Origin of the sequence: Cyanobium sp. BA5m-21, assembly GCF_024346235.1 — a bacterium.
Lineage (GTDB): Bacteria > Cyanobacteriota > Cyanobacteriia > PCC-6307 > Cyanobiaceae > Cyanobium_A > Cyanobium_A usitatum.
Genome location: NZ_JAGQCO010000005.1, coordinates 57,396 through 69,812, shown reverse-complemented (window position 1 = coordinate 69,812; position 12,417 = coordinate 57,396). Strand labels below are relative to the sequence as shown.

The following is a 12,417-nucleotide window of genomic DNA, read 5'->3' as shown; positions in this document are numbered from 1 at the left end:
CGTTTTCAGCTGCCCGGCAGTTTGGCCAAGGCTTCACTGGCGCCCATCACCACCAGCAGCTCGCCCGCCTCGAGCACGTGGGAGGCGGGCGGGTTCACCGTGAGCTGGTTGTCAGGCCCGGCGGCCAGCACGCTCACATTGAAGTTCTTGCGCAAATTGATCTCGCGCAACGACTGGCCGATGAAGGCTTCGGGCACCCGAATCTCCTCGATGCTGTTGCGGTCGTCGAGGCGCAGGCGCTCCAACATGTTTGGCCGCACCAGTTCTATTCCTAAGCGTTGACCCTGCATCTTTGAGGGAAAAACCACCCGATCGGCGCCCACCCGCTGCAGCATTTTCACGTGTAGATCACTGGTGGCCCGTGCGACTACCTGCTTTACCTGGCTGCCGGGGCTGTCCTTAACGATCAAAGCAGCCGTAACGCTGGCCTCGATCGGCTCCCTCATGGCTATCACCACGGTGGTCATGTCGAGCACGCCGGCGGCCCTCAGGGCTTCTTCATCTGTGCAGTCCACAATCCGCGCCTCGATGGCTGGCTCGATTTGACGCAGCTCATCAATGGCTCGCTGGCTGAGATCGATCGCCAGCACTTCAGCGCCGGCCTTGATCAGTTCGCTGCATACGGCGGAGCCAAAGCGCCCCACTCCGATCACAGCGAAGCCACCTTTGACGGCGCCTTCAGACGGATTCCATTGCCACCAGTTCGTCATGGAGTCAACCTGTTCAGGGGATTCAGATGTAGATCTCTTCGCGCGGATAGCCCACGCGGGGTTGGGGCCGGCTGCCGTAGATCGCCGAAAGGAGCAGCAGGATGCCCAGTCTGCCGACAAACATGCCCACCATCAGCACCAGCTGGCCCCAACGGTTGAGCTGGGCGGTAACGCCCAGATCCAGGCCCACGGTGCCGAAGGCCGACATGCAGGTGAACAGCTTTTCGAGGAAGTTGAAGGTGGTGCGGGTGGGCTCCCCGGAGGTGGTGGGGCCAATCCCCAGCAGCAGGGCCATCAGAATCACGAAGATTGCTGATGCCATAGCGACCCCCACGGCACGCAGCACCACGGTGTCAGGGATCTGGCGCCGATGGATCACCACCGCCTCACGCCCTTGCAGGGTGGAGCGGGTAGCCCCCATCAAGGTGGCGAAGGTGGTGGTCTTGATGCCACCGCCGGTGCCGCCCGGGCTGGCACCAATAAACATCAGCACGATCAGCAGCAGCAGGCCCGCATCCGAGAAGGTCTTAATCGAGAGCGGCACGGTGTTGAACCCTGCCGTGCGCGCCGAGATCGACTGGAACAGGGTGACTTGAATATCCTGCCACCACTGCAGATTTTCGATTACGCCACCGGCGGCGAATTGTTCGGTGAACATCAGTCCCAGGGCCCCAAACACGATTAACAAGGCCGTGCTGCGCAGCACCAGCCGGGTATGCAGGCTGAGGCGGCGAAGCCCTTGCAGGCGAGCACGGTTGGTCCAGAGGTCGTTGATCACCCGCCAGCCGATGCCGCCCACCACGATCATCGAGGCAATGACGCCATTCACCACCGGGTTGTCCCGGTAGCGCACCAGGTTGTCGCCCCAGAGGCCGAAGCCGGCATTGTTGTAAGCGCTGATGCAGTGAAAAAGAGAAGCCCAGAGGCGCTCGAGTGGATTGGCGATGTCGGTGAAGCCGAAGGCGTAAAGCACCACAGTGCCGAGCCCCATCACGCAGAAGCCCGTGATCAGGATGCTGTTGAAGGTGGGGCCAATGCCGCCTACCCCGAATTCATCGAGGGCCCGGCCCTTGTCTAGCCGGTGGCGCAGCCCTGAATTTCCCTGCACGAAGCCCTGCAAAAAGGTGGTGATCGCCATTAGGCCAAGGCCACCGGTAATGATCAATCCCGCCAGTGTCAGTTGGCCGAAGGGCGTCAGATCGCGGCTCACATCGATGATCGAAAGGCCAGTCACCGTGATTGCCGAGGTCACGGTGAACAGGGCTTGCCATAGCCCCACGTCGTCCGTTGAGCAAAGCGGGCTTGCCAGCAGCACCGTGCCGACGGCGATCACCAGAGCACCGGTGACCACGGTGAATTGGGGCACCGTGAGGCGCTGGCGCAAGGCCTTAAGAGCGTTCCAGGGTGTGCTGGTCAGGCTGATGTTGCGTTGGTGATGCCTACCCTAATCACAGTCCTGTGCCGGGATTTCTCATTTGATTAAGCAGTTGATCGACGGGCTGCCAGACCTGATCAGCGCCGCGGTGGAGACCAACCCCCTGCTCGGTTATGGAGCGGTTGCTTTGGTGATGCTGCTGGAAAATCTCATCCCGCCCATTCCCTCAGAAGTTTTGATGCCCTACGCGGGCTATCTGGTGCATGCGGGCCGGCTGCAATTACTCCCCACGGTGGCGGCCGGACTGGTGGGCACCGTTCTGGGTGCCTGGTTTTGGTACGGCATTGGCCGCTGGATAAATGAGGAGCGGATCGCTGGCTGGCTGGCTAGCCGGGGCCGCTGGCTGGGCATCCAGCCAGATGACCTAGCCAGGAGCCGTCGCTGGTTCAATCGCCATGGTTCGGCGGTGGTGTTCTGGGGACGACTGATCCCAGGGGTGCGGACCCTGGTGTCCGTGCCGGCTGGCATTGAATTAATGCCCCAGGCGAAGTTTCTCGCCTGGACAACCGCGGGCAGCCTGATCTGGACCACCTTGCTCACCCTGGCGGGCAGGGAGATGGGCCAGGCCTACGACCAGTTGGAGGGGCTGCTCGCCCCCTGGGCCGGAGGGATCAAGCTGGTGTTGGAGATTGCGCTCGTCTCTGGAGTCGTGGCTCTGCTGCGGCTGTGGCAGCTGCGCAGCCGGGCCGCTGGCAGTGAGAGTTAGGGCCAAAACTCCGATGGAGCTGGCTAGTTGATCTTTTCTATTTGAGATTCCCTACTTAGTGGTGTGGACGTGGAGCTAACCATGCCTGAAACCAGGGTGTGAAACACAGGCACTCCAGCCATCATCAACACAAACATAAACGTGGAGAGCTGGCGCCACTGGGAGGCAAGCTGATCAGATGATGGTTCGAGTGGGTGGCTGCAATCGCTGCAGATCAGCATCTTCTTGGAGCGCCCCACCTTGGTGAGTAGGCGGCAGCCGCACTTTGGGCAAGCCATGGTTTTTACAAAGTGGAGAAGTTTTTACAGAGTGGAAGAGTATGGAGCTGAGAGGGACTCCAAGTGATCTCGACGATTGATAAGCACTTCTACTGACACTGATTGGATTTGATTTACTTTTGCCGCCCCAAGCCGATGCGTCTGTTTCTATCGTTACCGATCCGAAGGCATATTCGTCATCTTCCACATGTCTGAACTGTTGAGATTTCTATTGCCTGTTTGACACGATGACTGTTGCTCTGCTTCAAACCGCCTGGTTGGTTCCTTTCTATCCCTTGCTCGCGGCCCTTTTGTCGCTGGCCTGGTCGCCTGGGTTGATCTCCCGCACCGGCCCGCGCCCCTGCGGCTACCTCAACTTGGCCATGGTGGCGGTGGCCTTCAGCCACAGCTTGCTAGCGCTAACGGCCTTGCACACCAATGCCGCCGCTGGGGCCCAGGCCCTCTATAGGCCCGTGAGCTTCAGCTGGACCTGGCTCGAGACGGCAGGGCTAAGGGTCGGCTTCGACGGGCTGGTGACCGAGCCAGTACTGATCGCCATGACCGTGATCACCGGCTTGCACCTGCTGGTTCAGATCTACGCCATCGGCTACATGGAAATGGACTGGGGTTGGCCCCGCTTCTTTGGCTGCCTGAGCTTCTTTGAAGCGGGTCTGTGTGGTCTGGTGCTCACAGATTCGGTGTTCTTCAGCTACGTAATTCTCGAGTTGCTAACCCTGGGCACCTACCTGATCGTGGGCACCTGGTACAACCAACCCCTGGTGGTGAAAGGGGCTCGCGACGCCTTTCTCACCAAGCGCATCGGCGACCTGATCTTGCTAGCGGGGGTAATTGCCCTGTTGCCGGTTAGCGGCACCTGGAATTTTCATGGCCTGCAGGGATGGGCCGCCGATCTCACCAACAACGGCCAACCCCTGCCGGCTGGATTCACGTTGATCCTGCTAGCACTGATCGCCGGCCCCATGGGCAAGTGCGCCCAAATTCCTCTGCACCTCTGGCTGGATGAGGCCATGGAGAGCCCCCTGCCCTCCACCGTGCTGCGCAACTCGGTAGTGGTGGTTGGTGGCGCCTGGGTGCTGCTGCGCCTGGAGCCCCTCATCGAACTGAGCCCGCTGGTGCAGGCCGTGCTGGTTGCCGTTGGCGGCACCACGGCGGTGGTGGCCTCCTTGATCGCGCTGGCTCAGGTGGATGTAAAGCGAGCCCTCTCCTTCTTGGTGAGCAGCTGGCTTGGTTTGCTGTTTGTGGCGGTGGGTTTGGGTGGCACAGCGGTGGCCGATCACCTGCTGCTCGTTTATCCGCTGCCGATGGCCCTGATCCTGATGGCCATTGGCACCATCGTCATCAGCAACGTGACCCAGGACCTCACCCAGCTGGGTGGGCTTTGGAGCCGGCGGCCGCTTATGGGCCTGGCCTTCCTCACCGGGGCAGCTGGCCTGATGGGACTGCCTCCCTTCGCCAGTTTTGCCGCCTTGCGCGAGCTGCTTGCTCTCACAGCAGCCAGCGGCCATCCCTGGCTGCTGGGTGGCTTGGTGCTGCTCACCAATTGCCTGATCAGCGCAGGCTTGATTCGTGTATTCGGCCAAATCTGGGGCGGTCGCCCCACACCCTTCACCCAGCGATCTGCCGAGGTGTTGTGGTTGATGGTGTTGCCCACCACCGTGTTGATGGGTATGGAGCTGCACCTGCCTCAATTGTTGGTGCGCAATGGCGTATTCAGCCTCACTCCCCTGCCCGGTTGGGGGCCGCTGGCCTGGCCTCTGCTGGTATCGACCCTGGTGGGAGGGGGTTTCTCCGCTGCCTTCTACCTGCGGCCCCACGGCCTGGCCCGGCTGCCCCAGGCCCTCTCAGGCCTGCAGGAGTGGCTCGCCCACGACATGCAAACCGAGCGCTTTTATCACCGCACCGTGGTGGCTCTGGTGCTGGCCTTAGCCCGCTTTGGCGCCTGGAGTGATAGCCGCCTGGTGGATGGTTTCAGCGGTGGCACCGGTGCCGCAGCCATGGCAGGAGCCCGCCGGCTCAGCCTCACCACCTCAGGTCGCTCCCAGGCCTACGCCCTCAGCCTGGTGCTGGGGGTGCTGCTGATGGCGGCCTGGTTGTTGGCCAGCCCCGCTCCCTCTCCTCTGGCTGTGCTGCCGTGACCTCTGCCCCCCTGCTGCTGCTGTTGCTAATCCCCGGGTTTGCGGGTTTGCTGCTGTCCCGATTGCCGGAGGGGCGTCCGGCCCTGGTGCGCTCCCTGGCGGCACTGACAGCCCTGGCCCAGCTTTTAGTTGGGGGGTACTGCTGGCTGCGGCCCCCCGCCGACCTCAGCTTTACCTGGCTGCCTCGCCTGGGCCTTGCCCTGGAGCTCGGCCTCGACGGCATCTCCCTGCCCCTGGTGCTGCTCACCGCCCTGCTTACTGCTATGGCGGTGTTGGCCTCTCCTGCCGACCAGGGCCGCTCGCGCCTCTACTTCTCCTTAATTCTTGCCACCAACTTCGGGGTGGTGGGCGCCTTCCTCGCCCGCAATGCCTTGTTGTTTGTGCTCGCATTTGAGCTGGTGTTGATCCCCACCACGCTGCTGGTGGCTATCTGGGGAGGGGAGCGACGAGCAGGAGCTGCCACCCGCTTCCTGCTTTATGGCGCCGTTTCTGGCCTCAGCCTGTTTGCTGGGGTACTGGCCTTCGGTTGGTTGGGTCAGGGCGCTGCCACCAGCACCGTGAGCTTCAGTTTTGAGGCCCTGGCGGCAACGCCCCTCGCTCCAGCTGCCCAGGCCTGGGTGCTGGCCCTGCTGCTGCTTGCTTTTGGCCTGAAGTTGCCAGTGGTGCCGCTGCACGGTTGGCAGCCGTTCAGCTACAGCCAGGCCCCTGCTCCGGTGGTGATGTTGCTGGGTGGGGCCGTTTCCAAGCTTGGTGCCTACGGCCTGCTGCGCTTTGGTGTGGGCCTATTGCCAGGTGCCTGGACAGCTTTTTCCCCCTGGATCGCTGCTGCTGGTGCCGTTAGCGCCGTGTATGGCGCCCTTAACGCTGTTGCGGCTACAGATATGCGCCGCCTGATGGCCTACAGCTCGCTTGGCCATATGGGCTTGCTGGTATTGGCTCTGGCTGCCGCTACCCCCTTGAGCCTGCAGGGGGTGATGGCTCAGGTGATTGCTCACGGCTTAATAGTGGCCCTGCTATTTGCCTGCGTTGAGCTAATCCAGCGCAAGACCGGGACCACCGTTATTGCCGAGCTATCCGGCCTGCTCAATCCGATTAGGGGCCTGCCCTTCACGATGGGTTTGTTGTTGCTTGCCCTGATGGCCGCCGCTGGCATTCCTGGACTGGCTGGCTTCCCTGCAGAACTTCTTGTGTTTGAGGGCAGCTGGACCGTCTTTCCTAGGGCAACGTTGGTGTGCCTGGTGGCCTCTGGTTTTACTGCTGTTTATGCGGTGCGGCTATTCAATCGGGTTGGTTTTGGCCGGCTCGATAATTCCCGAGCTGACTGGCAGGGCACCAGCCTGGGCGAGCGATTGCCGGCCGTTGTGCTCACCCTGCTGGTGCTGCTCACCGGCCTATGGCCCCTAGGACTCACCGGCTGGAGTGAAACCGCCACCGCTGCCCTTGCCCTCCGCACCCAACTGCCCGTATGACACCCATCGTTTCGACCCCTGGTGTCCGCACACCCCTGATTCCTCCCTCAACCCATCCCTACGCAGAGGTGATCCACCGGCTTGAGGCGGGAGGATCAATGCTGCCTGATACCCCCGAGAACCTGCAGCAGATCATCGGTATCTATAAGGCCTACGCCGTGCCGATGGATTTTTATTGGCGCAATCTTTTGTATATAGCTGAGCGGGTATTTCTCAATCCGCTTCCCGCATTCAAGTATTTTATTTCTAAGGAGTATCTCGATCTCCCCAATAGCTACGCCGGTGATAAATCCAAGCTGAGGATCTGGCGTGGCGGTGAAAAGGCCCATCCGGAGCTACTGGAGTTTATGGAGCGGGGTGAGACCCGCCGCATGCCCAAGCTGCTGCATCACCTTTGGCACGACCGGGTGAATATGGAATTCGCCGAGGCCTGCATGCAGGCCATGTTCTGGCACCAGGGCATGGTAGGCCGCTTCAACGACTTCCTGGAGAGCGACGTCTACAAGGCCAATGCGGATCGGGCGATCAAGGCCTACTTCAAGGGCAATTTGGTGATGCTGGGGCTCTATAAGCTGTTCCCGGATATGTTTATGGAGCAGGTCAAGCAACTCTCCTTCTACGCCAACCTCGGTCTGTTCTGGGAGGTGATGGCGCCGGTGTTCTTCGAGATGAGCGACCTCTACGACGAGGGGAAGCTCACCTCCGTTCCCGAGGCGATGGACTTCCTCGTCAACGGCATCTTCGCGGTGGCGGGGCGGCCGATCTACCACCATGTGTTCATCCGGGGCGAGTGCTTCGAGATCATTCCCAAGAGCGAGGGCTTCACCTGGCTCTATGAGGCTGCGTTGCCCTATGTGGAGGCGGTGTTTTACCGCACCTCACCGTTCCGCGGCACCAAGAGCTACAACGCCCAGGCCTATCAGGTGCCTGCCGATCAAGCCGACTTCCACTACGGCATCCTCTATGCCGATGTGTTCCCAGTGGGATCCGCCGGCATTCCGCCCACCCTGCTGATGCAGGACATGCTGCATTTCCTGCCCCCCTATCTGCAGGAGCTCTACAAGCAGCATCGCCGCGGCGAAGAAGATCAACTGATCCAGTTGGGCATCACCTTCCAGCGCTCGATGTACAACGTCACCTCGGCCGTGATCCAGGCGTTGCGCTGTGCCCTGCTCTATCCCTTAGACGACACCGACCCGGAGCATCTTGCGGCCAACCGCCGCTTCTTCGAGGCCCAGATGGATCGCTTCCTGCGGCCCGAAGCGCGGCTTGCCGACATTCAAACCCAGGATTACCGCTAGGAGATACGCCATGGCCACGATTCTTGAAACCGCCCTCGCCGCCGGCGCCTTCAACACCCTGCTGGCGGCCGTCGATGCTGCCGGCCTGCGCGGCGCCCTGGAGGGCCCGGGCCCCTTCACGGTGTTCGCGCCGGTGGATGACGCCTTTGCGGCCCTGCCTCCCGGCACGGTGCAGACCCTGGTAGACAACCCACCCCAGTTGGCTCGGATCCTCAAATACCACGTGCTGGCTGGCGCCCATGGCCGCACCGACCTGGTGGCTCAGTCGGAGTGGCCGAGCCTGGAGGGGGCTCCGATCCCGATCCGTTGCAGCGAGCCGTTTGAGGTGAAAAACGCCACAGTGGTAACCGCAGACATTGCCTGCGACAACGGCATTGTGCACGTGATTGATCGCGTGATCCTGCCGGGCTGATCCACCTTCGCCACCCTCGCTCCGCTGGCTCCCTTGGGTTCCTCCCTGCTCACCACCCTGCTGCTGTTGTTGGTTGGTGCCCTGCTGGCCCGGTTGACGGCCACCCGGCTCGCCCGCTGGGCGGTGCCGGCGATCGTGCTGGAGCTGGGAGTGGGCTTTGCCCTGGGAAACACCGTGCTGCCATTCGAGCAGATCCGCTCCCTCTCCGGTCTGCTGGAGCTGGGGGTGCTCACCCTGTTTTTTCAGGTGGGTCTGGAGGTGCGCGGCGGCTTGTTGGGCTCCCGGCCAGCGGCAGTGCTGCGCACGGTGTTGCTGTCGGCGCTGACGCCGCTGCTGGCCTGGTGGCCGCTGCAGCAGGGCTTTGGTCTCTCCACGGCCACCACCTTGCTGTGTGTGGCCGTGCTCAGTGCCACCGGCACCGGGGTGACCCTGCGGGCCCTCCGCCAGCTCGGTGCCTTGAAAACCCCCTCCGGTCGCCTGCTGGTGGGTGTTTCGGTGCTAGACGATCTGCCTGCCATCGCCCTACTCACCGGCTCCATGCTGTTGGCGGGGGCCGGTAAGGGTGGTAGCACCGGTTTGGCCGGGTCAGGTTGGCTGGTGCTGCTCGGCCCGGTCCTGGCTCTGCTGAGCGTGCCGCTGTCGAGCTGGTGGTTGCGGCGCCACGGGCCCTGGCAGCCGGGGCCCCTAGGAATGTTGCTGCTGTTGATCGGCTGCAGCTGGATCGGTGAGGTCACCGGGGTGACCAGCCTGCTTGGGGCGCTCTGGGGTGGGGTGCTGTTCAATCGCCTGGCGCCGATGGGGGAAGGGAGCACCGAGGCCCGCGAGCTGCGGGGCAACCTGGCCATGCTGTCGGAGGTGTTTCTGCCCCTCTATTTCCTAGGGGTGGGGATGCGCATCCAGGCGGGCACCCTGTTGCAGCCCTCGGCCTGGTGGCTGGCCCTGGTGCTTTTGCTGCTGGCGATTGGCTGCAAGTTGATCTGCGGGCTTGGCATCAGCGGCCGGGATCAGGCGGCCGGGGTGGATCGCTGGGTTGTGGTGTTTGGCCTTATCCCCCGGGGCCTGCCTGGTCTGGTGTTTGCCTCCACGGCCCTGGCCAGTGGGGTGATCACCGCCGCCCAGTTCTCCGCCCTTGTGCTCATGGTGAGTGGTACCACCGTGCTGGGCCTGCTGTTGCTGGGCCGGCGTCTATCGAACCTGCAGGCTGGATAGCTAGGGGTTCAGACCGGCATCAGCTTGTCCATTGCCTGCTTCACCACTGAGTAGCAGCGATCAAGCTGGTCTTCGTTGATGCCCAGGGGCGGCAAAAGATACACCACGTTGCCCAGGGGGCGCAGGTACACGCCCTGTTGCAGGCAGTGGCGCTGGACCTGTTTGCCCACGGGATTGAGGTAGCTGGCTTCGCCGGCGTCCACATCCCAGGCCGCCATGGTGCCGACGCAGCGGGGGCGCCGCACCCGCGGGTGTCGCGCCAGATCTTCCAGCAGTGGCGTGTGGCGCACCTCGAACTGCTGGAAGCGCTCGGGGTTGGCCTGGAGCAGATCCAGGCTGGCCAGGGCCGCTGCACATCCCAGGGGATTGGCGGTGAAGCTGTGGCCGTGGAAGAAGGTGGCCTCCGGCCGTTCGCTGATGAACCCCTGGTAGAGGCGCTCGCTGGCCATCGTTGCCCCCATTGGCAGGAAGCCTCCGGTGAGGCCTTTGGAGAGCGCCATCAGGTCGGGCTGAATGCCAGCCCGGCGGCAGGCAAAGAGATCCCCGGTGCGGCCGAAACCTGTGAACACCTCATCGGCAATCAGCAGGGCTCCGGCAGCCTGGACCCGCTCGGCCACGGCCCGCAGGAAGGCCGGCCGCACCACCCGCATGCCGCTTGCCCCCTGGATCAAGGGTTCGAGGATCACTGCCGCGGTGGGCGTCTCTAGGGCCTGTTCGAGCTGGCGTAGGGCGACCTGTTCTCTTTGCTCCACCGCGTCGTCGCCCCAGTGGCTGTGGGGCCAGGCCACCCGGGCTACGGCAAATAGCAGCGGCTCATAGGGGTCGGTGAACAGGGAGCGCTCCCCCAGCGCCATCGCTCCGAAGGTGTCGCCGTGATACGCCCCCTCGAAGGCGATCACCTGGCGGCGTTCGCTGCCCTGGTTGCGCCACCACTGCCAGGCGATCTTGAGGGCAACTTCCACGGCGGTGGAGCCGTTGTCGGAGAAGAACAGCCGCTCGAGGCCCGTGAGCGCACTGAGTCGGGTGGCGAGCTGCTCGGCGGGTTCGTGGCTGAAGTTGGCGAAGATCACCTGCTCCAGCTGCTGGGCTTGACGGGCGATCGCCGCCGCAATGGCTGGCTCGGCATGGCCGTGCAGGGTGACCCACCAGCTGCTGATCGCATCAATCAGGCGGCGGCCATCGCTGAGCTCCAGCTCACTGCCACGGGCTGAGCGCACCTGCAGCGGCTCGGGGCTGCTGGCCACCTGGGTGGTGGGATGCCAGAGATGGGGGTGCCAGGTCACAGGGTCAGGCTTCAAGGTGATCAATGAAGCGCACCGAAAGTCTCCGGATAGTTGCGTTGGCCCTTCGTTCTAAACCTCGGGCCGTGTCTCGTGTGTCGCCCATCTGCCGGGCCGTGGAGCTCACGCTCAAAGGTTCCCCTGCTTCGATTCAGTAGCGCAATCGCTGCAGCTCGGCTTCCTGTTCTGGCAATTCATCAAGCAGCTGAAGCCGCCAGGGCATTGCTGATGGCGTCGCGAATCAACCAGGTGGCGTAGGTGGAAAAGCGGTAGCCCCGGCCGGGATAGAATCATTAAGGTGGAGCGACTCCGCCGAGATGGACTCTCCGCAGCCGATCCGGGCCACTGCCCGTGGTGCAATCCCTGAGGAATTTCAGCCGTTGCTGGAGTGACCCGGTGCCCATTGCTGGATCAGCTGTTCGAGGCGTACCAGCTGGTAGCGGGTCTGCTCATTGGGCTGATGGATGTAGGCGCTGCGCAGGTGATCCAGCTCCGCGTCAAGTGAGAGCAGCACGGGGTGGTTCTCGTTCACGGTGCAAATCCAGGACCTACCAGCAAATCCTAAGCCTTTATTAAATTTCGGGGATGGCCGGTCAGGTTCCGATTGGCTCAGGCTCCGATTGGCTCAGGTTCCGATTGGCAGTGGGCCGTCCCGGTCGGAGCGGAAGGTGAGAGGCATGGATGGCACATGCCGCTGAATCAACTCCAGCAGCAGTTTGAAAACCTCGCGGGTGTGGGGGGCGGTAGTGCCCATCGCTTCGCGACTCAGCAGCACCAGCTCCAGCACCTTGCCATCTGCTTTTGATTGCACATCGGCGAACAGCTGCATGCGCTGGGTTTCACCGCCACCGCGGATCATGGCGCTGAGGTGGGCTGGTGTGCGGTGCTCGATCTCCGCTCTGATCTCCTCTAATACAGGCTGGAGGGCCTCCAGCATGGCCGCGGCATCCAGCGGCACGCCGGGTTTGAGCACCACTAAAAATCGCGCCACAGCCACTCCCTTATCAATTCACGCTACCTGTTGCAGCCTGCCTAGCTGGTTGGTCTGGATCTAGAGGTAATCCCCGCACGGCCAGGGCGAGGCGCCGGCCCAGCAGCAGCACCGGGTACAGGCGCTTTGCTCTCCCCGGTGTGGCGAGGAGCGGGCCGAGCAGCTGCAGCAGGGGGGCGCTGGGCTCCAGCCGGCTGCAGATCCACTGAATCGCCTCGGCTCCATGCAGCGCCCGGCCCTCTGCCAACACCACGGCACCCCGGCTCAGGTCCCAGCCCTGTTGCCGCAGTTGCCGCCGCAGTTCGTGGTCGCTGCGGCCATCGCGGATTGCCAAGTTCGGGATGCCACTGCGCAGTTCCGCCAGCTCAGCGAAATGGCGGCAGAAGGGACAGCCGCCGTCAAACACCAGTACCGGATGGTTAAGTGCCGTCATCGGCTGCAGCCTTGGAGATCGCTGTCATCCTGAAGGCCTAGCGGTTTAGTTGTTGTGT

At 62.9% G+C, this 12,417-nt stretch carries 13 protein-coding genes; 6 read left to right on the top strand and 7 right to left on the bottom strand.

Going from position 1 to position 12,417, the window contains the following annotated elements:
- Positions 1 to 5: 5 nt before the first annotated feature.
- Together KBY72_RS02835 and KBY72_RS02830 are read right to left on the bottom strand one after the other, a co-directional pair.
- The gene (locus tag KBY72_RS02835) at positions 6 to 710 is read right to left on the bottom strand and encodes a potassium channel family protein (RefSeq protein WP_254959596.1); all 705 of its coding nucleotides are present in this window, start codon (positions 708 to 710) and stop codon (positions 6 to 8) included.
- 22 nt (positions 711 to 732) lie between these two features.
- Complete coding sequence (locus KBY72_RS02830; protein ID WP_254959595.1) at positions 733 to 2,094, bottom strand: TrkH family potassium uptake protein; 1,362 nt, start codon at positions 2,092 to 2,094, stop codon at positions 733 to 735.
- Between the two features lie 91 nt (positions 2,095 to 2,185).
- Between KBY72_RS02830 and KBY72_RS02825 the strand changes: the two genes are divergently transcribed.
- Positions 2,186 to 2,851, top strand: a complete 666-nt coding sequence (locus KBY72_RS02825; RefSeq protein WP_254959594.1) for a DedA family protein — start codon at positions 2,186 to 2,188, stop codon at positions 2,849 to 2,851.
- Positions 2,852 to 2,874: 23 nt separating this feature from the next.
- Here KBY72_RS02825 and KBY72_RS02820 read toward each other — a convergent pair whose 3' ends face one another.
- On the bottom strand, positions 2,875 to 3,129 hold the full coding sequence (locus tag KBY72_RS02820) for a hypothetical protein (RefSeq protein WP_254993029.1): 255 nt from the start codon (positions 3,127 to 3,129) through the stop codon (positions 2,875 to 2,877).
- A gap of 227 nt (positions 3,130 to 3,356) precedes the next feature.
- Here KBY72_RS02820 and KBY72_RS02815 point away from each other — a divergent pair, with 227 nt between their 5' ends.
- The 5 genes from KBY72_RS02815 to KBY72_RS02795 are packed head-to-tail and all read left to right on the top strand — an operon-like array spanning position 3,357 to position 9,655.
- On the top strand, positions 3,357 to 5,264 hold the full coding sequence (locus KBY72_RS02815) for an NAD(P)H-quinone oxidoreductase subunit F (protein WP_254959592.1): 1,908 nt from the start codon (positions 3,357 to 3,359) through the stop codon (positions 5,262 to 5,264).
- Positions 5,261 to 6,733 carry an NADH-quinone oxidoreductase subunit M gene (locus KBY72_RS02810; RefSeq protein WP_254959591.1) on the top strand — a complete coding sequence of 491 codons (1,473 nt, stop codon included), beginning with the start codon at positions 5,261 to 5,263 and terminating at the stop codon, positions 6,731 to 6,733. The genes KBY72_RS02815 and KBY72_RS02810 overlap by 4 nt, the downstream gene beginning before the upstream one ends.
- Positions 6,730 to 8,034, top strand: coding sequence for a CO2 hydration protein (locus tag KBY72_RS02805; protein ID WP_254959590.1), 1,305 nt, complete (start codon positions 6,730 to 6,732; stop codon positions 8,032 to 8,034). Before KBY72_RS02810 ends, KBY72_RS02805 begins: the two co-directional genes overlap by 4 nt.
- A 10-nt stretch (positions 8,035 to 8,044) precedes the next feature.
- A complete protein-coding gene (locus KBY72_RS02800) occupies positions 8,045 to 8,446 on the top strand; it encodes a fasciclin domain-containing protein (RefSeq protein ID WP_254959589.1) in 402 nt (133 codons plus the stop codon).
- A 33-nt stretch (positions 8,447 to 8,479) separates the two neighbouring features.
- Positions 8,480 to 9,655 carry a cation:proton antiporter gene (locus tag KBY72_RS02795; protein WP_254959588.1) on the top strand — a complete coding sequence of 392 codons (1,176 nt, stop codon included), beginning with the start codon at positions 8,480 to 8,482 and terminating at the stop codon, positions 9,653 to 9,655.
- An 8-nt stretch (positions 9,656 to 9,663) separates the two neighbouring features.
- On the opposite strand, the gene bioA is transcribed toward KBY72_RS02795, so the two are convergent.
- From bioA to KBY72_RS02775, 4 genes are all read right to left on the bottom strand, one after another.
- The gene (gene bioA / locus KBY72_RS02790) at positions 9,664 to 10,938 is read right to left on the bottom strand and encodes an adenosylmethionine--8-amino-7-oxononanoate transaminase (RefSeq protein ID WP_254959748.1); all 1,275 of its coding nucleotides are present in this window, start codon (positions 10,936 to 10,938) and stop codon (positions 9,664 to 9,666) included.
- 370 nt (positions 10,939 to 11,308) lie between these two features.
- Entirely contained in the window at positions 11,309 to 11,467 is a 159-nt protein-coding gene (locus KBY72_RS02785; RefSeq protein ID WP_254959587.1) for a hypothetical protein, read from the bottom strand.
- Between the two features lie 93 nt (positions 11,468 to 11,560).
- Positions 11,561 to 11,932 (bottom strand): hypothetical protein, encoded by a 372-nt coding sequence (locus KBY72_RS02780; protein ID WP_254993028.1) that lies wholly within the window; start codon positions 11,930 to 11,932, stop codon positions 11,561 to 11,563.
- A 7-nt stretch (positions 11,933 to 11,939) separates the two neighbouring features.
- On the bottom strand, positions 11,940 to 12,359 hold the full coding sequence (locus KBY72_RS02775) for a DCC1-like thiol-disulfide oxidoreductase family protein (protein WP_254959585.1): 420 nt from the start codon (positions 12,357 to 12,359) through the stop codon (positions 11,940 to 11,942).
- Positions 12,360 to 12,417: the final 58 nt, after the last annotated feature.